At 63.1% G+C, this 21,400-nt stretch carries 20 protein-coding genes; 7 read left to right on the plus strand and 13 right to left on the minus strand.

Going from position 1 to position 21,400, the window contains the following annotated elements; genetic code table 11:
• Positions 1 to 78: 78 nt before the first annotated feature.
• Complete coding sequence (gene lpxD, locus IVA82_RS17750; RefSeq protein WP_247389164.1) at positions 79 to 1,146, plus strand: UDP-3-O-(3-hydroxymyristoyl)glucosamine N-acyltransferase; 1,068 nt, start codon at positions 79 to 81, stop codon at positions 1,144 to 1,146.
• The gene (gene fabZ, locus IVA82_RS17755) at positions 1,143 to 1,604 is read left to right on the plus strand and encodes a 3-hydroxyacyl-ACP dehydratase FabZ (RefSeq protein WP_148741281.1); all 462 of its coding nucleotides are present in this window, start codon (positions 1,143 to 1,145) and stop codon (positions 1,602 to 1,604) included. Before lpxD ends, fabZ begins: the two co-directional genes overlap by 4 nt.
• A 6-nt stretch (positions 1,605 to 1,610) precedes the next feature.
• Here fabZ and IVA82_RS17760 read toward each other — a convergent pair whose 3' ends face one another.
• Complete coding sequence (locus tag IVA82_RS17760) at positions 1,611 to 1,955, minus strand: KTSC domain-containing protein (protein ID WP_247389163.1); 345 nt, start codon at positions 1,953 to 1,955, stop codon at positions 1,611 to 1,613.
• Positions 1,956 to 2,130: 175 nt separating this feature from the next.
• Between IVA82_RS17760 and lpxA the strand changes: the two genes are divergently transcribed.
• Genes lpxA through lpxB form a run of 3 tightly spaced genes read left to right on the plus strand, consistent with a single transcriptional unit; the run spans position 2,131 to position 4,978 of the window.
• A complete protein-coding gene (gene lpxA / locus IVA82_RS17765; RefSeq protein WP_247389162.1) occupies positions 2,131 to 2,925 on the plus strand; it encodes an acyl-ACP--UDP-N-acetylglucosamine O-acyltransferase in 795 nt (264 codons plus the stop codon).
• 8 nt (positions 2,926 to 2,933) lie between these two features.
• Positions 2,934 to 3,803, plus strand: a complete 870-nt coding sequence (gene lpxI, locus IVA82_RS17770) for a UDP-2,3-diacylglucosamine diphosphatase LpxI (protein WP_247389161.1) — start codon at positions 2,934 to 2,936, stop codon at positions 3,801 to 3,803.
• Positions 3,800 to 4,978 (plus strand): lipid-A-disaccharide synthase, encoded by a 1,179-nt coding sequence (gene lpxB / locus IVA82_RS17775; protein WP_247389160.1) that lies wholly within the window; start codon positions 3,800 to 3,802, stop codon positions 4,976 to 4,978. The genes lpxI and lpxB overlap by 4 nt, the downstream gene beginning before the upstream one ends.
• Before the next feature lie 104 nt (positions 4,979 to 5,082).
• Here the strand turns inward: lpxB and IVA82_RS17780 are convergent, their stop codons facing one another.
• The 8 genes from IVA82_RS17780 to gltX all read right to left on the minus strand — a co-directional run bounded on the left by IVA82_RS17780 (position 5,083) and on the right by gltX (position 14,402).
• Positions 5,083 to 5,850, minus strand: a complete 768-nt coding sequence (locus IVA82_RS17780; protein ID WP_247389159.1) for an SDR family oxidoreductase — start codon at positions 5,848 to 5,850, stop codon at positions 5,083 to 5,085.
• Positions 5,847 to 6,956, minus strand: coding sequence for a sn-glycerol-3-phosphate ABC transporter ATP-binding protein UgpC (gene ugpC, locus IVA82_RS17785; protein ID WP_247389158.1), 1,110 nt, complete (start codon positions 6,954 to 6,956; stop codon positions 5,847 to 5,849). The genes IVA82_RS17780 and ugpC overlap by 4 nt, the downstream gene beginning before the upstream one ends.
• A gap of 10 nt (positions 6,957 to 6,966) precedes the next feature.
• On the minus strand, positions 6,967 to 7,824 hold the full coding sequence (locus tag IVA82_RS17790) for a carbohydrate ABC transporter permease (protein WP_247389157.1): 858 nt from the start codon (positions 7,822 to 7,824) through the stop codon (positions 6,967 to 6,969).
• The gene (locus tag IVA82_RS17795) at positions 7,817 to 8,746 is read right to left on the minus strand and encodes a sugar ABC transporter permease (protein WP_247389156.1); all 930 of its coding nucleotides are present in this window, start codon (positions 8,744 to 8,746) and stop codon (positions 7,817 to 7,819) included. Before IVA82_RS17795 ends, IVA82_RS17790 begins: the two co-directional genes overlap by 8 nt.
• On the minus strand, positions 8,743 to 10,029 hold the full coding sequence (locus IVA82_RS17800; RefSeq protein ID WP_247389155.1) for an ABC transporter substrate-binding protein: 1,287 nt from the start codon (positions 10,027 to 10,029) through the stop codon (positions 8,743 to 8,745). Before IVA82_RS17800 ends, IVA82_RS17795 begins: the two co-directional genes overlap by 4 nt.
• Positions 10,030 to 10,086: 57 nt before the next feature.
• A complete protein-coding gene (locus IVA82_RS17805; protein ID WP_247389154.1) occupies positions 10,087 to 11,265 on the minus strand; it encodes an ROK family transcriptional regulator in 1,179 nt (392 codons plus the stop codon).
• Positions 11,266 to 11,503: 238 nt separating this feature from the next.
• Positions 11,504 to 12,808: a citrate synthase gene (gene gltA, locus IVA82_RS17810; protein WP_247389153.1), complete on the minus strand. Its 1,305-nt coding sequence runs from the start codon at positions 12,806 to 12,808 to the stop codon at positions 11,504 to 11,506.
• A 169-nt stretch (positions 12,809 to 12,977) separates the two neighbouring features.
• Positions 12,978 to 14,402, minus strand: coding sequence for a glutamate--tRNA ligase (gene gltX / locus IVA82_RS17815; protein ID WP_247389152.1), 1,425 nt, complete (start codon positions 14,400 to 14,402; stop codon positions 12,978 to 12,980).
• Between the two features lie 143 nt (positions 14,403 to 14,545).
• On the opposite strand from gltX, the gene IVA82_RS17820 reads away from it, so the two are divergent.
• Complete coding sequence (locus IVA82_RS17820; protein ID WP_247389151.1) at positions 14,546 to 16,225, plus strand: glutamine--tRNA ligase/YqeY domain fusion protein; 1,680 nt, start codon at positions 14,546 to 14,548, stop codon at positions 16,223 to 16,225.
• A 186-nt stretch (positions 16,226 to 16,411) separates the two neighbouring features.
• Here the strand turns inward: IVA82_RS17820 and IVA82_RS17825 are convergent, their stop codons facing one another.
• The 3 genes from IVA82_RS17825 to IVA82_RS17835 all read right to left on the minus strand — a co-directional run bounded on the left by IVA82_RS17825 (position 16,412) and on the right by IVA82_RS17835 (position 19,362).
• On the minus strand, positions 16,412 to 17,503 hold the full coding sequence (locus IVA82_RS17825) for a TRAP transporter substrate-binding protein (RefSeq protein WP_247389197.1): 1,092 nt from the start codon (positions 17,501 to 17,503) through the stop codon (positions 16,412 to 16,414).
• Positions 17,504 to 17,581: 78 nt separating this feature from the next.
• Positions 17,582 to 19,012 carry a type I glutamate--ammonia ligase gene (gene glnA / locus IVA82_RS17830; protein WP_247389150.1) on the minus strand — a complete coding sequence of 477 codons (1,431 nt, stop codon included), beginning with the start codon at positions 19,010 to 19,012 and terminating at the stop codon, positions 17,582 to 17,584.
• 167 nt (positions 19,013 to 19,179) lie between these two features.
• Positions 19,180 to 19,362, minus strand: coding sequence for a hypothetical protein (locus tag IVA82_RS17835; RefSeq protein ID WP_247389149.1), 183 nt, complete (start codon positions 19,360 to 19,362; stop codon positions 19,180 to 19,182).
• A gap of 245 nt (positions 19,363 to 19,607) precedes the next feature.
• Here IVA82_RS17835 and IVA82_RS17840 point away from each other — a divergent pair, with 245 nt between their 5' ends.
• A complete protein-coding gene (locus IVA82_RS17840; protein ID WP_187436041.1) occupies positions 19,608 to 19,970 on the plus strand; it encodes an SPW repeat protein in 363 nt (120 codons plus the stop codon).
• 64 nt (positions 19,971 to 20,034) lie between these two features.
• Here IVA82_RS17840 and IVA82_RS17845 read toward each other — a convergent pair whose 3' ends face one another.
• A complete protein-coding gene (locus tag IVA82_RS17845) occupies positions 20,035 to 21,363 on the minus strand; it encodes an MFS transporter (RefSeq protein ID WP_247389148.1) in 1,329 nt (442 codons plus the stop codon).
• Positions 21,364 to 21,400 lie beyond the last annotated feature (37 nt).

Here is a 21,400-nt window from a genome sequence, read left to right on the forward strand (position 1 = left end):
GGGGTCGTGTCGATCCAAGAGATGAGGCATGATGCGGCTTGACCGCTTCATGCCGAAGCCGGACCGCGACGGGGTGGAATGGCGCAGCCGACCTTCTTCACAAAGCCGCCAGCCTCAGCGCTGGCCGACATTGCCGCGCTGACCAAGGCGCAACTGGTCGACCCTATCAGGGGCGGCCAAGTCATCACCGGCCTGGCTTCGCTCGACGAGGCCGGCCCGATGCACCTGACGTTCTTCGACAACGTCAAATATGCCGACCAGATCAGGGCGACCAAAGCCGGCGCCTGCCTGGTGAGCCCGCGCTTCGAGGCCCAGGTGCCCGCGCATGTCGCCGTGCTGCGGGTGACCCAGCCGTTCCGTGCCTTCGTCAGGATCGCCCGGGAATGGCACGGTGACGCGCTCAGGCCGCAATCCTGGGCCGGCAATGACGGCATCGCGCCGTCGGCGATCGTCGACCCCTCGGCGCGGCTCGAGGACGGCGTCATCGTCGATCCTCTGGCCGTCATCGGCCCGGATGTCGAGATCGGCAGCGGCACGGTGGTAGGCGTAGGCGCCGTGATCGGCCCCGGCGTCAAGATCGGCCGAGACTGCAACGTCGGCGCCCGCACGGCGATCCAGTGCGCACTGATCGGCAACAACGTCCTGATCCATCCCGGCTGCTCGATCGGCCAGGACGGCTATGGCTTCATCTTCTTCGGCCCCGAGGGCCATCTGAAGGTGCCGCAGACCGGGCGGGTGGTGATCCAGAACGACGTCGAGGTCGGCGCCGGAACGACGATCGATCGCGGCAGCTTGCGCGACACCGTGATCGGGGAGGGCACCAAAATCGACAATCAGGTTCAGATCGGCCACAATGTGACGATCGGCCGGCACTGCCTGCTGGCGGCCCAGATCGGGCTGGCCGGCAGCCTGACCATCGGCGACAACGTAGCCTTGGGAGCGAAGGTTGGCATCAACAATCACCTCAAGATCGGGGATGGGGCTCAGGTGACTGCCATGAGCGGCGTCAAGGACGACATCCCGCCGGGCGGACGCTGGGGCGGTTTTTTTGCCAAGCCGACCCGGCAGTGGTTCAAGGAGATTTTGGCGGTGGAGCGCCTGGCGCGCGACAGCAAAGCCGATCCGAAGCAGGAGGAACGGGAGTGACGGACGAAGCACCGGTCAGGTTCGAGCTTGTGGACATCAACATGATCCTGCAAACGCTCCCGCACCGCTTTCCGATGCTGCTGATCGACCGCGTGATCAACATCCGCACCGATTACAGCGGCATCGGCATCAAGAACGTCACCTTCAACGAGCCGCCGTTCCAGGGCCACTTCCCGGATCGCCCGGTCTATCCCGGAGTGATGATGATCGAGGCGATGGCGCAGACCGCGGGCGTGATCGGCATCAAGTCGGTCGAGGGCACCGAAAAGCCGCGGGCGGTCTATTTCCTCACCATCGACAAATGCAAGTTCCGCAAGCCCGTGATGCCCGGCGATACCATCGAGTACCACATGCGCTCGATCGGCCGCCGCAAGACCATGTGGTGGTTTCACGGCGACGCCAAGGTCAACGGCCAGGTCGTCGCGGAAGCCGACGTCGGGGCGATGCTGACCGACTGAGGGGGATCAACTCCGCTGGACCGGTTGGCTTGTCCGGCAATCGTAGCGGTCGCCAGCGACCTCGCGCCTGATCGTCTGGTTGAAGAACCGGCCCATGGACGGTGCGGCCAGCAGGCGCTCGACCGTCTCGGCCGGGACCCCGCAATAGCGGTCATACCTGCCGTTGATCGCGACGATGAGGTCTTGCTGCGCCCGGTCGTAGCAGACGCGCTGCAGGATAGTGCTGCGGGTGATGTCGCGGCATTCGAACGTCTCGAGATCGACAAGGCGGCGTTCGCCGGTCTCGACTGTCTCAGAAGCGATCGGTGTACCCATCAACTGCGCGAGCAGGATTGCCAAGGCTCTGACCACGGGACTTGAAGCTCCGCATGAACACGTTGATGGGTTGCGACGGCCAGCTCATCCGACGCTTGAAACACGGCGAGATGATACGTCACTGGACAGATCGGGCATAGTCGCGCTAACCAGCGGAAAACGAAGCAACTTCAACACATAACCAGACCTTCTTGATAAGTATGATTGCTTGATGAGCAAGATTGATCCCACCGCGCGGGTGGCAGACGGCGCATTGATCGGTGAGGGCACCGAGATCGGGCCCTTTTGCATCATCGGTCCGCATGTCGTGATCGGCAAAAACTGCAAGCTGATCGGGCAGGTCACGGTCATCGGTCACACCTCGATCGGAGATGGCTGCGTGATCTCGCCGTTCGTGGTGCTCGGTGGAGCGCCGCAGGATCTCAGCTACAAGGGCGAACCGACCAAACTCGAGATTGGGTCCGGCTGCACCATCCGCGAGGGTGCGACGATGAACGTCGGCACCATCAAGGGGGGCGGGCTGACGCGCGTCGGCAACGATGGCTATTTCATGAACAACAGCCATGTCGGCCACGACTGCATGGTCGGCAACAACGTGATCTTCGCGACCTCGGCGACGCTTGGCGGGCACTGCGAGATTGGCGATGCCGTCTATATCGGCGGCCTGTCCGCGGTGCATCAGTTCACGCGCATCGGCCCGTACGTGATGGTCGGCGGAGTCTGCGGCGTGCGCGACGACGTCATCCCATATGGGCTCGTCAACGGTCAGTATGCGGTACTCGAGAGTCTCAATCTCATCGGCATGAAGCGGCGCAAGTTCACCAAGCAACGGCTTGCGACTGTACGTGCGTTCTACCAAAAACTGTTCCACGGGCCCGGCACGTTCGCCGAGCGGCTCGAGGCGGTGCGACCGCTGGCAGGCGAGGATGCCGCGATCGCCGAGATCCTCGACTTCATCGGCAAGGGCAGGCATCGTCCGCTTTGTCTTCCCGCCATCGCAAAGTGAGTTCTGAGATGACCGCGGGGGCGACATCGGCGGCTTCGGGGATTTCATCTCCGGTCGGCGTGGTCGCTGGCGGCGGCGCGATGCCGTTCGCGGTCGCCGAGTCGCTCGCCGCGCGCGGCATTACGCCGGTGCTGTTTGCGCTGCGCGGCGCCTGCGATCCGGCGCAGGTGGAAAAATTCCGCCACCGCTGGATCTCGGTCGGCCAGCTCGGCCGCGCGATGCGGTTGTTTCGCGAGGAGGGCTGCCGCGACCTGATCTTCATCGGCACGCTGGTACGGCCGTCGCTCTCGGAGATCCGGTTCGACTTCACGACGCTGCGGCTGCTCGGCAATGTCATCCGCGCCTTCCGCGGCGGCGACGATCATTTGTTGTCCGGCGTCGGACGCATCCTCGAGCAGGGCGGCTTTCGCATGATCGGCATCAGGGACGTCGCGCCCGACTTGCTGATGCCTGAGGGCTGCATCACCCGCGCCTGGCCGAGCGACAACAGCAAGACCGACATCGAGCGCGGGCGCGCGGTGCTGAGCGCGCTCGGGCCGTTCGATATCGGCCAGGCCGCGGTGGTGATCGACGGCCACGTGGTGGCGGTCGAGGATATCGAGGGCACCGATGCCCTGCTCGCGCGCGTCGCACGCCTGCGCGAGGAGGGGCGTATCCGTGCAGCCACCGGCCGCGGGGTGCTGGTGAAGGCGCCGAAGAGCGGCCAGGATCTGCGTTTCGACCTGCCGACGATCGGCGCACGTACCATCGAGGGCGTCGCTGCCGCGGGCCTGGCCGGCATCGCCGTCATCGCCGGCAACACCATCGCCGCCGAGCCGCAGGCGATGATCGGGATCGCCGACGCCAAGTATCTCTTCGTCATCGGTCTGCCGGCGTGATGCAGGGGCGCGATCCGAAGCAGATAATTTTCCTGATCGCGACGGAGGAATCCGGCGACAGGCTCGGCAGTGCCCTGATGAAGGTGCTGCGCCAGCGGCTCGGCGATGGCGTGCAGTTCGAGGGCGTCGGCGGCCGCACCATGACGCGCGAGGGGCTCAATTCGCTGTTCCCGATCGAGGAATTGTCGATCGTCGGCTTCGCCGCGGTGGTAGGGCAATTGCCGAAGATTTTGCGGCTGATCCGCCAGACCGCGGACGCCGTGACGGAGGTGGCGCCCGACGCGCTCGTCATCATCGACAGTCCCGATTTCACCCATCGTGTCGCCCGCCGCGTGCGCGCGCGCAATCCGGCGATTCCGGTCGTCGATTACGTCTCGCCCTCGGTCTGGGCCTGGCGGCCGGGCCGGGCGCGCGCCATGCTCGGCTATGTCGATCACGTGCTCGGACTGTTGCCGTTCGAGCCGGAGGAATACCGCAAGCTGCGGGGACCGCCATGCAGCTATGTCGGCCATCCCCTGATCGAGCAACTGCCGTCGCTGCGGCCGAATGCCGAGGAGCAGGCGCGCCGCGACGGCGAGCCACCGGTTCTCCTGGTGCTGCCGGGTAGCCGCCACAGCGAGATCAGGCATCATCTCGACGTATTCGGCGCGACGGTTGGCCGATTGCAGGCGGAGGGCCGCGCGTTCGCGCTGATGTTGCCGACCATGCCGCATCTCGAAGCCGCCATCCGCGAGGGTGTTGCGAACTGGCCGGTCAAGCCCCAGATCGTGGTCGGCGAAAACGAGAAGCGCGTCGCCTTCCGCATCGCGCACGCGGCGTTGGCGAAATCGGGTACGGTGACGCTCGAGCTCGCGCTGTCGGGCATCCCTATGGTGACGGCTTATCGCGTCAGCGCGATCGAAGCCTTCATCCTGCGCCGCGCGGTCAAGGTCTCGTCTGTGATCCTCGCCAATCTCGTGATCGGCAAGGAGGTGATCCCCGAGTTCCTGCAAGAGGACTGCACGCCGGAAAAGCTCGCGCCGGCGCTGACCGAGGTGCTGACGGATTCGCCGTTGCGCCGCCAGCAGGTAGAAGCGTTTGCCCAGCTCGACACGATCATGTCGACCGGCAACAAATCGCCGAGCGTGCTCGCCGCCGACACCGTGCTGGCCACGATGCGCAAGGGCAGGCGGTAAGCGACGGATTTGTAGGGTGGGCAAAGCGAATGCGTGCCCACCTTTTTCCAGTTGCCGAGAGACGGTGGGCACGCTTGCGCTTTGCCCACCCTACAGGACTTGCGCTAGCCCAAGCCGCCGTCGACTTGGAAGCATTGGCGCGTGATGCGCTGGCTCTCGTCGGAGGCGAGGTACAGCGCCATGTTCGCGATGTCCTCGGGCGTCACCGCATCGGGGATGATCTGCCGCGTGCGAAGCTCGGCGATGCTCTGCTCATTCGGATACCACAGCCGGCGCTGGCGTTCGGTGATCACCATGCCGGGTGCAATTGCGTTGACGCGGATGCGGTCGGGACCGACTAGCCGGGCCAGCGAATTGGTGAAGCCGACGATCGCCGCCTTCGCCGCGGCGTAGACCGGCAGCGCCGGCGCGCCGCGCATCCACGCCACCGACGACATGTTGATGATCGAGCCGCCGCCGCGCGCCTGCATCTGCGGTACCACCGCTTGCGCTGCAAAGAAGACGTGCTTGAGGTTGACGCCGATCATCCAGTCGAATTCGGTGGGCGTCACCTCAGCCAGCGCCTGGCGCTGATCGTTGGCCGCGTTGTTGACCAGGACTGCGGCATCGCCGAGCGAACGGTGGACCTTTGCGATCGCGGAGCGCAGCGCGTCGATGTCGAGGAGGTCGCTGGGCACGAACAGCGGTGCGGGCCCGGACGCGGCCGCGACCTCCGCGACCAGCGCGCCGCCGGCCGCTTCGTCGATATCGAGGAACGCAACGCGGGCCCCCTGGGCCGCGAAGGCGCGCACGAAGGCGGCGCCGATGCCGCTGGCTCCCCCGGTGATCAACACCACGCGGCCTTTGAGGTCAGAATAGGTTGTCTTCGTCATGCGATGAGTCGCTCCGTCTCGGGGTCGAACAGGCAGATGCGGCGCGTATCGAGCGCGAAAGCGGCTGGCGTTCCCGGCGTGGGGCGGATATCCGGCGTGATGCGCGCCAGCGCAGACTCGCCACCGAGCCGCAGCAGCACGATGGTTTCGGCGCCGGTGGGCTCGACCATCTCCACCGGGGCGTTGACGACAATGGGCGCATCGCCGGAAAACAAGCGGCTGCCCTCGGCGATGCATTCCGGCCTGATCCCGAACACCACCTCGCGGCCGACGAAGGGCGCCGCTGCATCGTATCCTTGCAGGCGGAGACGAACCTCATCAGGCCGCCCAGCTCCGATCACGGCCACCAGCCCGCTGGCATCGGCCTCGAGCCGCGCCGGCATTGTGTTCATCGGCGGCGAGCCCATGAAGCGGGCGACAAACAGATTGGCGGGATAGCGGTACACGGTATCAGGATCGGCGAACTGCTGCACCACGCCGCGATGCATCACGGCGATCCGCGTCGCCATCGTCATCGCCTCGATCTGGTCGTGGGTGACATAGACGATGGTGGCGCGGATGCGCTGGTGCAGCCGCTTGATCTCCATCCGCATCTCGACGCGCAGCTTGGCGTCGAGATTGGAGAGCGGCTCGTCGAACAAGAACAACAGGGGATCGCGCACCAGCGCCCGGCCCATCGCCACGCGCTGGCGCTGGCCGCCGGACAATTGCGACGGCTTGCGGCCGAGCAGCGGCTCGATCTGGAGCAGCCGGGCCACGTTCGCCAGAGCCTTCTCCTGCTCTGCCTTCGGCACGTGGCGGCATTCCATGCCGAAGGTGATGTTCTGGCGCACCGTCATCGACGGATAAAGCGCGTAGGACTGAAACACCATGGCGATGTCGCGGTCCTTGGGCGGTATGTCATTGACGACGCGTCCGCCGATTTCCACGGTCCCTTCGCTCGGACGGTCGAGCCCCGCAACGATGTTGAGCAGGGTGGACTTGCCGCAGCCGGACGGCCCGACCAGCACCGTGAATTCGCCGCTCTCGATGTCGAGATCAATGCCCTTCAGCACCTCCAGATTGGCATAGCGCTTGGATAGGGTGCGAATGCTCAATGCTGCCATGGTGACTCCATCATTTCACAGCGCCGGCGGTAAGGCCGCGCACGAAGTACCTGCCGCCGAGGAGATAGATCAACAACGTGGGCAGGGCCGCGATGATCACCGCAGCGCTCTGCACTCCATGCTGCGGGATATCTGCGATTGCAGCAGATAGCGCGATGAGCGCAGCCGTGACCGGCTGCTGCTGGCCGGTCGTGAATGTCACGCCATAGAGGAACTCGTTCCAGATGTGCGTGAACTGCCAGATCACGGTGACGATCAAGATGGGAGCCGAGAGCGGCAGAATGATGCGCCAGAAAATGCGAAAGAACCCGGCGCCATCGATGCGCGCGGCCCTGATCAGTTCATGTGGAATGGCGACATAATAGTTTCGGCAGAACAGCACGGTGAAGGAGAGCCCCTGGATCGTGTGAATCAGCACGAGGCCGGTCAGCGTGTTGATGACACCGATGTCCCGCAGCACGATGGTCCAGGGAAGCAGGCGCATCTGCTGGGGAAGGAAGAGGCCGAGGGTCACGACGCCGTAGATCCAGTTGTCGCCGCGAAAACGCCAGAGCGAGACGGCGTAACCGGCAATCGCTCCCAGTATGGTCGAGAAGATCGTCGCGGGAATCGTGACGAGCGCAGAGTTCAGCATGTACGGCCGGATACCGGCGCAGGTCTCAGCGACGCAGAAACCGCTCCAGGCAGCGACATAGTTCCTCCAAGCCAATTGCTTCGGCCAGCCGATCATCGAGGCCTGCGCGATCTCCTCGTTGGTACGGAGCGAGTTGAGAACGACAACAGCCAGTGGCGCGAGATAGGCGGCCGCGAACAACGAAACGACGAGATAGATCAACATCCGGCTCGGCGCGAAGGTTCGGTCACGCATGGTTCGACCGCCGTCGCTGGACATAACGCCAAGCTGCGTAGGGCAGCAGGACCGCGAGGAGAATGAGCAACATGAGCACCGCCGCCGCCGCACCCCGGCCGAGCTGGCCGCGCTGGAACATAAGATCATAGACGACAAGGGCCGGCAGCTGGGTCGCTATACCGGGCCCGCCATTGGTGAGCGCGCGGACGAGGTCGAAGGCCGAAATTGCGAACTGCAACTGGACCACGACGACGGTGATAGTGATCGGCCAAAGCGTGGGCAAAATGACGCGCCGGTAGATTCGGATCGGACCAGCGCCGTCGATCTGCGCGGCCTTGATAATGTCGGCGTCGACCGACCGAAGGCCGGCGAGGAACAGCGCCATGGCGAAGCCAGAGGACTGCCAGACCGCAGCGATAACGATGGTCCAGATTGCCATGTCGCGGTCGACGAGCCAGTCGAACCGAAAGGAGGTCCAGCCGAGGTCGTGAGCGAGTTTCTGGATCCCAATGCCGGGATTGAGCAGCCAACTCCAGACCGTGCCGGTGACGACGAACGAGACCGCCAGGGGGTAGAGGAAGATCGTTCGCAGCACGTTCTCGCCGCGAATGCGCTGATCGAGCAGGATCGCAAGCATGAGGCCGGTCACCAAACTGAGCAGCACAAAAGCGCTGCCAAACAGCAGCAGATTGTCGAAGGCGATCTGCCAGTTCCGCGACGCCAGGACCGCGGTGTAGTTGCGCAAGCCCACCCAGCCCGAGACCGGAACAAGCGTGGATGGCGTGAACGAAATCCAGATCGTCCACAGCGAAAACGAAACGAGGTGCGCGGCCGACAGCAGCAGCGGCAGCCAGATCATCAGATATTCGGGCAGCCGGCGCACCATTTCAGAGGTCGCCGGCCGGCCCGGTTGCGTTGCTGTCGAGACGGCGCTGGTCAACGCGCGCCCTCGACGGCCTCGGCGAGGCGGGTTACGGCCTCGTCCGGCTTGATTGTCTTGTTCTTCACGTACTCGGTGATGACGTCGATCATCGCGGCGGTCAGGCCGTTTTCCTGCGCCATGTTGTGCGCGAGGCTCAGGACGGCCTGATTGTTGGCGACAGCGTCCTTCAGTGCTGCGGCGGTCCGCCGTTGACCATCCGACCAGCCTTCGCCGGAGAGATCGACATCGGTGCGCACGGGTATCGACCCCGTGATCTGCGAATACATTGTCTGGATCGCCGGATCCATGACGAGCTGGGCCATCAACGTCTGACCAGCCTGCAGGTCGGGCTCCTTGCGCTGCCAGAATATGAAGGCATCGGCATTCAACAGGAAGACCGGCTTGCTATTGTCGCTGGGGCCCGGCGTGATGGTGAAGTCGTCGAGTTTGAAACCGGCGTTGCGCAACACGCCCTGCGCCCACCCGCCCTGGATCATCATGCCCATATCGCCATCGATGAAGCGCTTCAGGTTGGTGGCATAGGGTTGGGCGCCGACGTTGGGATCCATCCAGTCGGAGATCTTGCGGGCCTGTGCGAACGCGGCCTTTATCTCGGGACCCTCGAGGGCTTTCTTGTCGAGATTCATGATGGCTGCGCGGTACGCAGCGGGGCTGATGCCGGCGAGAGAGGCTTCGAATTTCTGCCCGTCGTCGGGGCGGGTGCCGCCGTTGGCGATGGGATATGTAACTCCGCCCGCTTTCATCTTTTCGGCAAGCTCGTTGAAGTCAGCCCACGTAACGGGGATCTTGTCGGCCTTGGCTTTGTCCATCGCGCGTTTGGAGAGAAACAGCATGTTGGTGCTGTAGATCTGTAACGGCAATGAAATCCACTTGCCCCCCGGCTTATGCAATCGTGCAAGGTCTGGAGCGACAACTTTTTCGTAGCCGGCGGCGGCGACAAGGGCGTCCAGATTAACGGTCGGGGCGATCTTCGACCAGGCCGCAATCTCGGGGCCCTTGAGTTGCGAACAGGCCGGCGGATCGCCGGCGATGATCTGAGCGCGCAGCTTGTTCATCATCTCGGTGGTGAATCCGGGGACGGGCGAGTGCTGCCAAGTCCCGCCCTTCTCCTCGAATTTCTTGCCGAGCGCGGTGATAGCCGCCCCATCGCTGCCTGCGGACCATTGCGAAATCACGGTCAGGCGCGGCTTGACCGCGCTTTGCGCGCGGGCAAATGCCGGCAGCGCGAGCGCAGCAGCAGATCCAGCGAGCAGACGACGCCTTGTTGTTATGATCGGCATGGCAGTTCCTCCCGGTGTGAACTCTTGGCGCCTTGAAGCCGCGCGGCTCAGGGCGTGTCAGGCGGCCTCCGTCGATGCCGCCGGCATACCGCCGCGGCTGGCCAGACAGAACGCGGCGAAGGCGAGGGCTGCCTGCGGATCGTTGCCAGTCGAGGGCGGCACGAAGGCGAGGGACACCTGTGCCAATGTCCGCCCGCCCAGCAGGCAGGCGTCGATCCCCTCGACCACGGCGCTGCGATCGTCCTCGGAGAGAAGCGACGGCCAGCCGCTGATCGCGACGCCATTGCATAGCCTGACATTCAATGTGTTGCCGATCGCAAGGCCGAGCCGGAACAGCCGCCGGCGCAATTCCTGGCGCACGCGCGACGAGATCGAGATCCTGTTCACCCACTCGCTGCCGATCTGGAGCAACTCGGCTTCCGCGACGCCGAGAACCTCGGCGAGGGCGGTAAGCGACGTATAGGCCTCCACGCAGCCGTGATGGCCGCAGCGGCAACGCGGTCCCTCGGGCCCGAACACCATGTGGCCGAGCTCGACCGGTTGCAGGGCATCGGCCTCGGCCGGATCATCCATCCAGGCGCCGGCAACGCCGTGGCTGACAAACACAAAGAGATGCGCGCCGCTGAATGGATAATTCTCCGTGCGGAAGCGATGGAAGGTGGCGTGCGCAACGACCGAATTGGTGAACTCGACCGGCACGCCGGCAAACACCTCGCCGAACGTGGCGCTGATATGCCTGACATCGCAGGGAATGATCGGGTTGCCTGATGTGCTCAACCGGCCGAGGCCCGGAATGGAGACGCCGATCTGCGCCAGGGTGATGCGGCGAAGCCGGGTCGAGTCGCGCAGCAAAGTCAGCGCCTCGCGGAACGCCCGGCCGACGCTCTCGACGGTTGGCGTCTTCGGCAACGGGACGCATTCGGTGTAGTGCAGCTTGCCCGACAGGCCGCCAACGCCGATGCTGAGCCGCTGAGTGCTCAGCTCGAAGGCCGCGAGCGCCACCGAGCCGTCGAGTGACACGAGGCCCGTCGGGCCGCCGACGTAAGGGGCGGGGCGCCGCACTTCCTCGATCAGGCCTTCGGCCTTCAGGTCGAACAGGATGCGCGACAGGCTCGCTTCCGACAGGCGCACGGCCTTGGCCAGCGGCGGCCGGAACGAGCCGCCTGACTGAAGCAGATGAGTCAAAATGGCAGCGCGCGTCTGCCGCCGACTTCTCGGCTGCTCCTGCATTTCCATCCCTGTTGTCATTCTTACTTAGTGTAAGAATGCGCGCTACGTTTCGACTGTCAAGCGTTCGCCGGCGCGATGCAGGGACTTCTTGTTGTGCGCGGCAGCAAATCGGGGAGTGGCCCGCATTTATGTCTCGGTTGCGGACAGCTGGTGGGCAGGCTTCGCTTTGCCGGTCTACGATGCCGCCAAACGAAAACGGCGCCATCGTGAGATGGCGCCGCTTCGAAGGCCGTGATGGCCGAACTTACTTCCGATCCTTGATCGCCACGTAGTCGCGGCGGGTGACACCGGTGTAGAGCTGGCGCGGACGGCCGATCTTCTGGTGCGGATCCTCGATCATCTCGCTCCACTGGCTGATCCAGCCGACGGTGCGGGCGACGGCGAACAGCACGGTGAACATCGAGACCGGGAAGCCCATCGCCTTCAGCGTGATGCCCGAATAGAAGTCGACGTTCGGGTAGAGCTTGCGGTCGATGAAGTACTGGTCGCTGAGCGCGATCCGCTCCAGCTCCAGCGCCACCTTGAGCATCGGATCGTCGCCATGGCCGGTCTCCTTGAGCACGGCGTGACACATCTTCTGCATAATCTTGGCGCGGGGATCGTAGTTCTTGTAGACGCGGTGGCCGAAGCCCATCAGGCGGACTTCGCTGTTTTTGTCCTTCACCTTGGCGATGAATTCCGGAATGTTGTCGACCGAGCCGATCTCGGCGAGCATCGCCAGCGCGGCTTCGTTGGCGCCGCCATGCGCCGGGCCCCACAGGCAGGCGATGCCGGCGGCGATGCAGGCGAACGGGTTGGCGCCGGAAGAGCCGGCGATGCGCACCGTCGAGGTCGAGGCGTTCTGCTCGTGGTCGGCGTGCAGGATGAAGATCTTGTCCAGCGCGTCAGCCAGCACCGGGTTGATCTTGTACTCCTCGCACGGCACGGCGAAGCACATATTGAGGAAGTTCTCGGCGAATTTCAGCGAGTTCTTCGGATACACGAAGGGTTGGCCGATCGTGTATTTGTAGGCCATCGCCGCCAGCGTCGGGATCTTGGCGATCATCCGCATCGACGCGATCATGCGCTGCTTCGGATCGTTGATGTCGGTGGAGTCGTGATAGAACGCGGCGAGCGCACCGACGGCTGCGACCATGATCGCCATCGGATGGGCGTCGCGGCGGAAGCCCTGGAAGAAGCGGGCCATCTGCTCGTGCACCATCGTATGATGGATCACGCGATCGTCGAAATCCTTCTTCTGCGCGGCGGTCGGCAGATTGCCGTAGAGCAGCAGGTAGCAGGTCTCGAGGAAATCGCCGTTTTCGGCGAGCTGCTCGATCGGATAGCCGCGGTATTCCAGCACGCCCGCGTCGCCGTCGATATAGGTGATCTTGGACTGGCAGCTCGCGGTGGAGGTGAAGCCGGGATCGTAGGTGAACAGCCCGGACTGGCTGTAGAGCTTGCCGATATCAATGACTTCAGGCCCGACGCTGCCGCTGTGGATCGGGAGATCGTAGTTCTTATTTCCGACCGTCAGCGTGGCGGTCTTGTTGCTTGCTTTTGCGTCCATCAGAGGTCCCCGATGTATGGTGAAACGGGCCGGACCCGGAAGCCCCCGATGAGATGATGGGGCAGGCCGGATATTCCAGAAGGTACGGGGAAGATGGGTATATTATTGCTGTGTGCGCTGCAAGATGGCGCCGCGCATGGTCGACTTACGTCGTAGCCTGGTCCTTGGTCTAGTCCTTGGCCTGATCGCTGAGCCGGCCCAGGCTTTCCTGGCGTCCGAGCACGTCCAAAACCTCGAAAATCCCCGGCGATGTCGACCGTCCGGTCAGCGCCGCCCGCAGCGGCTGGGCGACCGCGCCGAGCTTGAGACTATTTTCCTCGGCAAAGGCGCGCAGCGCCGCTTCCGCGTTGGCCGCGCTCCAAGCCTCGACATTCTCCAGCGCGGAATGAAGCTGCCCGATCAGCTTGCGGTTCTCCGGCGTCAGCAGCGCTGCCGCCTTGGGATCGAGCTCCAGCGGCCGGTCGGCGAAGATGAAATAAGCGCCGTCGATCAGCTCGATCAACGTCTTGGCGCGCTCCTTCAGGCTCGGCATGGCCTTGAGAAGCTGCGTGCGCGTGGTGTCGTTCAACTTGGCCTTGAGGTCGCTGCGGCCGGGCACATGGTCGAGCACGTCTTCGAACATCTTCACGAGTGATTGATCGTCGGCGTGGCGGATGTAGTGGCCGTTGAGGTTTTCCAGCTTGGCGAAGTCGAAACGCGCGGCGGCCCGGCCGACGGTCGCAAGGTCGAACGCCGCGATCATCTCCTCGGTCGAGAAGATCTCCTGGTCGCCATGGCTCCAGCCGAGCCGGACGAGGTAGTTGCGCAGCGCAGCCGGCAGGTAGCCCATGGCGCGGTAGGCATCGACGCCGAGCGCGCCGTGGCGCTTTGACAGTTTTGAGCCGTCCGGACCGTGGATCAGCGGGATGTGGGACATGTTCGGCAGCGCCCAACCCATCGCGTCGTAGATCTGCTTCTGGCGCGCGGCATTGATCAGATGGTCGTCGCCGCGGATGACATGGGTCACGCCCATGTCGTGGTCGTCGACCACCACCGCGAGCATGTAGGTCGGATTGCCATCGCCGCGCAAAAGGACGAGATCGTCGAGGTTCTCGTTCTGCCAGACCACGCGGCCCTGCACCTGGTCCTCGATCACGGTCTCGCCGGTCTGCGGCGCGCGCAGCCGGATCGTCGGCTTAACGTCGGCCGGCGCGGTTGCCGGATCGCGGTCGCGCCAGAGGCCGTCATAGAGCCGGGTACGACCCTCCGCGCGCGCTTTCTCGCGCATCGCGGTGAGCTCCTCGGCGGTGGCGTAGCAGCGATAGGCCTTGCCGTCCGCCAGCAGCTGTTCGGCAACCTCGCGGTGGCGGGCGGCGCGGCTGAACTGGTAGATGACCTCGCCATCCCAGCCGAGCTCCAGCCATTTCAGCCCGTCGAGGATGGCGCCGATCGCGGCCTCGGTGGAACGCTCGCGGTCGGTATCCTCGATCCGCAGCAGCATCTTGCCGCCGTGCTTCTTCGCATAGAGCCAGTTGAACAGCGCCGTGCGGGCGCCCCCGATGTGGAGGAAGCCGGTCGGCGAGGGAGCAAAGCGTGTGACGACGGAATCGGTCATTCTTGGCAGGGCCTATGCATTGGAGGCGGTGGTATATAACAGGACCGGTGCATAACTAAAGCCCGGTAGCGGATCTGCTAAGGCCTTGGCTCAGCCACGCGAATTTGGCAGAAGGACCGCTGATTTCCCTACAGGATATTCGGATGAGCACAGAACCGGTGGCGACTGAGGTTGGGCGCGATTTCATTCGCGACATCATCCAGGCCGACCTCGACCAGGCCAAATACAGGGAGATCGTGACCCGGTTCCCGCCGGAGCCGAACGGCTACCTGCATATCGGCCACGCCAAGTCGATCGCACTCAATTTCGGCATCGCCCAGGAGTTTCCGGGCCGCTGCCATCTGCGTTTCGACGACACCAACCCGGTCAAGGAAGAGCAGGAATTCATCGATTCCATCCAGGCCGACGTGCACTGGCTCGGCTTCGACTGGGGTAAGTACCTGTTCTTTGCCTCGGACTATTTCGATCGCCTGTACGACTGGGCGGAGCAGCTGATCCGCGACGGGCTCGCCTATGTCGACGACCAGACCCAGGAGGAGATCCGCACCTCCCGCGGCACGCTGACCGAGCCGGGCAAGAACTCGCCGTTCCGTGACCGCACGGTGGAGGAAAATCTCGACCTGTTCCGCCGCATGAAGGCGGGTGAATTCCCCAACGGCGCGCGCGTGCTGCGGGCGAAGATCGACATGGCGGCGGGCAACATCAATCTGCGCGATCCCGTGCTGTACCGCATTCTGCATGCACACCATCCGCGCACCGGTGACAAATGGTGCATCTATCCGAGCTATGACTACGCGCACGGCCAGTCTGACGCGATCGAGGGCATCACCCACTCGATCTGCACGCTGGAGTTCGAGGATCACCGGCCGCTTTATGACTGGTTCATCGAAAAGCTGCCGGTGCCGTCGAAGCCGCATCAGTACGAGTTCGCGCGGCTGAACCTGACCTACACCCTGCTGTCGAAGCGCGTGCTGACCCAGCTTGTGCGCGAGGGTCATGTCGCAGGCTGGGACGATCCGCGCATGCCGACCATGGCGGCCATGCGCCGCCGCGGCGTGCCGCCGGCCGCGCTGCGCGAGTTCGTCAAGCGCATCGGTGTTGCCAAGGCCAACAGCGTGGTCGATGTCGGCATGCTCGAGTTCTGCATCCGCGAGGAATTGAACCGCACGGCGCAGCGGCGCATGGCGGTGCTGCGGCCGCTCAAGGTCGTGATCGAGAACTATCCGGAAGGGCAGGTCGAGGAGCTCGACGCGATCAACCATCCGGACGATCCGTCAGCGGGAACACGAAAGATCGCGTTCGGCCGCGAGATCTATATCGAGCGCGACGACTTCATGGAGAACCCGCCGAAAAAGTTCTTCCGCCTGTCGCCGGGCACCGAGGTGCGGTTGCGCTATGCCTATTTCATCAAGTGCACCGGCGTGATCAAGAACGACGCCGGCGAGGTTGTGGAGCTGCGCTGCACCTACGACCCGGCGACCAAGGGCGGCAACGCCCCGGACGGCCGCAAGGTCAAGGCGACCATGCACTGGCTGCCGGCCGCGCAGTCGAAGCCGGCAGAGATCCGCATCTACAACCAGCTGTTCTCCAACCCGAGCCCGGATGCGGCGAACTTCGCCGCCGATCTCAATCCGCAGTCGCTGGAGATATTGCCTGACGCGCGGATCGAGGCATCCGTTGCGGAGAGCAATGCGACCGAGCCGATGCAGTTCGAGCGCCAGGGCTACTTCGTGCGCGACAAGGATTCGACGCCGGGCAAACCGGTATTCTCGCGGACGATCGGCCTGCGCGACACGTTTGCGAAGGAAGTCGCCAAGGGCTGAGGCTATTCGGATGCGATGGAGCTGCCGGCAACGTCCCGTCAGCTGGCCGCCACCGGCTCGAGCATGATCGGGAAAAGTGTGAAGCGGTTTTCCCTCGCGACAAACGCAGAGCGTTTGGAGATCATGCTCAAACGAGGACCTAAAGCGCGATGATGATTCATCCTGAGTTCATCGCGCTTTAGGTGTTCAGCCCTTGGGGCGTGTGCGAATCATGAAGCTTTCATAGGAGTACTCGGCGACCTGCCACCAGAGATTCTCGTCATTTCGGAAGTCCATCTGCGAATCGTAGATCTTCTTGAAGTCGGGGTTGGACGCGGAGGTTTCGGCATTGACCTGGTTGGAAGCCTTGAGGCAGGCTTCCATCACCGCCAGGCTGAACGGACGCAGGAGCGCCCCATTTGCTACGAGGCGCTTGAGCGCCGGCGGGTTGCGCGCGTCATACCGCGCCTGAACATCCATGTTCGCATAGCCGCACGCCGCCGTGAGCAGCGACTTGTATGTCTTCGGCAAGGCATCCCACTTATCCGCATTGATGAGGAAATGCAGCGCCGTGCCACCCTCCCACCAGCCGGGAAAATAGTAGTACTTGGCGACCTTGTAGAACCCGAGCTTCTCGTCGTCGTAAGGGCCCACCCATTCGGTCGCGTCGATGGTGCCTTTTTCCAATGCCGGATAGATGTCGCCGCCCGCGATCTGCTGCGGGACTGTGCCAAGCTTGGAAAGCGTTTTGCCTGCCCACCCGCCGATCCGCATTTTGAGCCCGTTGAGGTCCTCCACGCTGTTGATCTCCTTACGGAACCAGCCACCCATCTGAGTGCCGGTGTTGCCGCCCGCAATGCCATATAAATTGTACTTCTTGCCAAACTCGTTGAGCATGTCCTGGCCGCCGTGATCCTGAAACCAGGCATTCTGTTGGCGCGAATTCAGCCCAAATGGAACGGAGCAATAGAGTGCGAAGGTGGGATCCTTGCCGATGAAGTAATAGGCGGCGGTGTGACACATCTCGACCGTCGCATTGATCACCGCGTCGAGTGCCTGAAGTGCGGGAACGATCTCGCCGCCGGCGAAGGGCTGAATCTGAAATTTGTTGTCGGTGACTTCCGCGACATATTTCGAAACCGTCTCTGATGCACTGAAGGGAACGTCGAGCGACTTCGGCCAACTTGTGGTGCATCGCCATTTCAATTCAGGCATCGACTGCGCGATGGCTGGCGCGGCAACGGCGGTTGACGCGGCCAGCCCGACGCCTGCCGTTCTCAGAAATTCACGACGTTTCATGGCGTTTCTCCTTCGGGTTTTCATGCATTTGGAGTCGCCAACTCGCGGCGATTCCGGGTGCCCCCCGGGATCTGCGCGCTACGTGTCGTAGTACAGATGAAATTCATAAGGATGCGGTCGCAGCCGGATTGCGTCGATCTCTTTCTTTCGCTTGTAGTCGATCCAGGTCTCGATCACGTCGGCGGTGAATACGTCGCCGCGCAGCAGGAACGCGTGATCGCGCTCGAGCGCGTCGAGCGCCTGGTCCAGCGATCCCGGCGTCGACTTCACCTCCTTCGCTTCGGCAGGCGGGAGGTCATAGAGATTCTTGTCAATCGGGCTGCCCGGGTCGATCCGCTTGTCGATACCGTCGAGGCCGGCCATCAGCATTGCGGCAAAGGCCAAATAGGGATTGCAGGAGGGATCGGGCGAGCGAAATTCGACGCGCTTTGCCCGCGGGTTCGGCGAATACATCGGAATCCGGCAGCAGGCCGAGCGATTGCGCTGGGAGTAGACCAGGTTGATTGGAGCCTCATATCCCGGCACCAGACGTCGATAGGAGTTCGTCGTCGGGGCGCAAAGCCCGCACAACGCCCACGCGTGAGTCAGGAGCCCACCGATGTAGTAGCGGGCGAGCTCGCTCAGCTGGGCGTAGTCGTCCTTGTCGTAGAACAGGTTGGTCTCGCCCTTCCACAGACTTTGATGAACGTGCATGCCCGACGCGTTGTCCTCGAACAGTGGTTTCGGCATGAAGGTGGCCGTCTTGCCGTACTGATGCGCGGTGTTCTTGACCACGTATTTGTAGATCATCAAGTTGTCGGCCATGCGGGTGAGGGTGGTGAAGCGCATGTCGATTTCGTTTTGGCCGCCAGTTGCGACCTCATGGTGATGAGCTTCGATCTGGATTCCGAGCTGCTCCATCGTCAGCACCATTTCAGTGCGTAGCGCCTGCATGCTGTCGGTCGGGGGAACGGGAAAATATCCCTCCTTCGGGCGCGGCTTGTGAGCCAGATTCGGCTCTTCGTCCTTGCTCGTGTTCCAGCTGCCTTCGCTGGAATCGATTTCATGCAAGGCGTAATTGATCCCCTGACCGTAGCGCACGTCGTCGAAGACGAAGAACTCCGCTTCCGGCCCGAAATAGCTGGTATCGGCGCGCCCTGTGCTGTTGAGGTGGGTTTCGGCCTTCTGGGCGATGTAGCGGGCATCCCGGCTGTAGGACTGGCCGGTCACGGGGTCGCGGATGTTGCAGATGAGGACCAGCGTCTTTGCCGGACTATAAGGGTCGACGAAGGCCGTCGTCGGATCGGCGATGACGAGCATGTCGCTTTCCTGGATCTCCTGGAAGCCGCGGATAGATGAGCCGTCGAATCCAATACCCTCGTTGAGAGCATCGACATTCACTGCGCCCGGTGGGACCGAAAAATGTTGCCAAACCCCCGGCAAGTCGGTGAACCGCAGATCGATCATCTGGACCTTCTCGTCCTTGATGGCCTTCACGAGATCTTCGGCTGTCGCACATTTCGGAACCATGGCTTCGCTCCCAGATCAGCGTCCTGAGATTGCGTTCCGTTCGGCCGCGGCCGAGCGGCTTGCGACGGACTGTGGTCCACGTTCACAGTCGGTGTCGCGCCAGCCGTAAAAGCCCGGCATGGCGCGGTACTCGCGGTCAGGCAGCCTTTGCACGCGTGCCGGCAGCCTCAGCTTTGATGTGGCCCGCGCATCAGCTTCATCGCGTCTTCGATATGCCGCCAGGTTCTTGCCAATTCGAGCTCGCCCTTCTGCTCGAGATCGATGGCGTTCTGAGCGGCTTCGGCAATGGCTTTGGGGCCATGTGCTTCCAGCAACTGCCGAGCGTAGTCGTGGATTTCCATTTCTCGCATGGCGTCATCTCCCTCATGCTCTGGGCGCGAACTGACCGGCGCCGAGAACGGTCGATATTGACACCCGTCAAGCGCCGGTAGTCTGCATCCTGGTGCGGCGCACTCGCAAGGGCATTTCCGCGGCACAGGCAGCCGGGATTGGGCGCCGGCTCTTGGATCGGTAATCGCGGCAACACAACGCAGGCTGGACGGATGCTTCTTGAGCGCTGCGTCCCCATATAAATGTGAGAAGGGAGGTGAGCATCATGCGTATCCAACATTGGCAAGACGCTGTCAGCCTGCTGGTGGGCGTATGGCTGGTCCTGTCGTCCTTTGTCCTGGGTCTATCCGGGGCAACTGTCTGGTTCACCATCGCACTCGGGCTCGGCGTCATGCTGTTTGCCGTAGAGGCCTTTGTCATCCCGTCCTACCTGGAAGAATGGGGCGAAATGCTGCTGGGCCTGGCTCTGGTGGTGGCGCCTTGGTCCATTGGTTATGAGTCCGCATCCGCCACGGTGAGCAGCGTATCGTCGGGCCTATTGGTGATCTTGCTCGCTGCCTGGGAATTGACGACCGATCGCGACGTCACCGCCTGGTGGCACGATCACTGGCATCACCGAGCCGGCTGAGAAGGGAGCCAGTCCGCTCTTCTCCGACCGCCATCGGCTGGCGGCCGGAGAAGAGTTGATCACGTCACGATGCGGTTCTGGGCTCGATCGGTTGCCAGATGCTGATCTTGCGGGTCTCCGGCATCAGGAAGACGGCAAGCACGAAGCAAACCGCAGGGACAGCAATCGGGTAAATCAGCGCATAGCCGATGCTGCCGGTGGCAGCGAAGGCCGCCGAAGTGATGAACGGCACCAATCCGCCGCCCCAGCCATTGCCGATGTGGTACGGCACGGACACCGAGGTGTATCTGATCCTGGCGGGAAAGAATTCCGCCAGAAACGCGCCGACCGGCCCGTACACCATCCCGACGTAGCAGACGAGGATGAAGATGATGAAGATCGCGATCGGATAGTTGATATTTCCGGGCTGCGTCACCGCCCCCAGCCACAGATAGAGCGGGTAGTACGTGATCGCGGCGAGCAACATGCCTCCGAGGATCACCGGCTTGCGGCCGATCTGATCCGACAGCCAGCCAAAGAAGATCAGGCTCGGCGTTGCAATGAGTAGCGCAGCTCCCACGATGTAGGCGGAGGTCAATGCATCCACCTTGGAGACCTGCTGGAGAAAGTAAAGCGCCCAGAATTGACCGCTGTACCAAACCACGCCCTGTCCGATCAGGACCACAACGGCGATCCCGATGAATTTGATGTTCGAACTGAGGAAGGCCTCCTTCCATGGATTCCTCGTCATCTGGCCGCGGGCCCTGATTTCCTGGAAGATCGGCGTCTCCTGGAGTTGGAGCCGAATGTAGATCGCGATGGCTACGAGCAGGAAGGACACCAGGAACGGAACACGCCACGCCCATTCATCGAATGCCTGATTACCGGCATACGTCCGCGTCAGGACGATCACGGCCAGCGACACGACGATCCCGAGAGTCGGGGAGGTCTGGAGCCAGCCGGTGTAGTAGCCGCGCCGGTCGTCCGGCACATGCTCGGCGACGTAGGTGATGGCGCCACCATATTCGCCACCGAGGCATAGGCCCTGGATCATGCGCAAGCCGAAGAGAACGAACGCGGCCGTGAGGCCGATTGACTGGTAGGTCGGGATCAACCCAATCGCTCCCGTGCCCAATCCCATTCCGCTGAGCGTGATGAGGAACGTGTATTTGCGGCCGACCCGGTCCCCCATCCATCCGAACAGGAATGCGCCCAACGGACGGATCAGGAACCCTGCCGTGAACAGTGCGATCGTGCTGAGGAGGGCCGCAACGGGATGGGACTGCTCAAAGAACTTGACCGATAGAACTGCGGCCAGGCTGCCAAAGATGTAGAAATCATACCATTCGATGACGTTTCCCACCGATGCAGCGATGATCACGCGGCGAAAATCGCTCGGTACTTGTAGGGCCATGTGCAACTCCTATGGTTTCAAGACATCATCTCCTCGC

Source organism: Bradyrhizobium sp. 142, from assembly GCF_023074015.1.
Taxonomy (GTDB): domain Bacteria; phylum Pseudomonadota; class Alphaproteobacteria; order Rhizobiales; family Xanthobacteraceae; genus Bradyrhizobium.

Coding starts and splice junctions, on each gene's coding strand:
- IVA82_RS17840 (WP_187436041.1), top strand. CDS start 19,608: ATGCGTATCCAACATTGGCAAGACGCTGTCAGCCTGCTGGTGGGCGTA.
- lpxI (WP_247389161.1), top strand. CDS start 2,934: ATGACCGCGGGGGCGACATCGGCGGCTTCGGGGATTTCATCTCCGGTC.
- IVA82_RS17805 (WP_247389154.1), bottom strand. CDS start 11,265: ATGGAAATGCAGGAGCAGCCGAGAAGTCGGCGGCAGACGCGCGCTGCC.
- lpxD (WP_247389164.1), top strand. CDS start 79: ATGGCGCAGCCGACCTTCTTCACAAAGCCGCCAGCCTCAGCGCTGGCC.
- IVA82_RS17845 (WP_247389148.1), bottom strand. CDS start 21,363: ATGGCCCTACAAGTACCGAGCGATTTTCGCCGCGTGATCATCGCTGCA.
- IVA82_RS17820 (WP_247389151.1), top strand. CDS start 14,546: ATGAGCACAGAACCGGTGGCGACTGAGGTTGGGCGCGATTTCATTCGC.
- IVA82_RS17790 (WP_247389157.1), bottom strand. CDS start 7,824: ATGCGTGACCGAACCTTCGCGCCGAGCCGGATGTTGATCTATCTCGTC.
- IVA82_RS17825 (WP_247389197.1), bottom strand. CDS start 17,503: ATGAAACGTCGTGAATTTCTGAGAACGGCAGGCGTCGGGCTGGCCGCG.
- lpxA (WP_247389162.1), top strand. CDS start 2,131: ATGAGCAAGATTGATCCCACCGCGCGGGTGGCAGACGGCGCATTGATC.
- gltA (WP_247389153.1), bottom strand. CDS start 12,808: ATGGACGCAAAAGCAAGCAACAAGACCGCCACGCTGACGGTCGGAAAT.
- ugpC (WP_247389158.1), bottom strand. CDS start 6,956: ATGGCAGCATTGAGCATTCGCACCCTATCCAAGCGCTATGCCAATCTG.
- glnA (WP_247389150.1), bottom strand. CDS start 19,012: ATGGTTCCGAAATGTGCGACAGCCGAAGATCTCGTGAAGGCCATCAAG.
- gltX (WP_247389152.1), bottom strand. CDS start 14,402: ATGACCGATTCCGTCGTCACACGCTTTGCTCCCTCGCCGACCGGCTTC.
- IVA82_RS17780 (WP_247389159.1), bottom strand. CDS start 5,850: ATGACGAAGACAACCTATTCTGACCTCAAAGGCCGCGTGGTGTTGATC.
- IVA82_RS17835 (WP_247389149.1), bottom strand. CDS start 19,362: ATGCGAGAAATGGAAATCCACGACTACGCTCGGCAGTTGCTGGAAGCA.
- IVA82_RS17800 (WP_247389155.1), bottom strand. CDS start 10,029: ATGCCGATCATAACAACAAGGCGTCGTCTGCTCGCTGGATCTGCTGCT.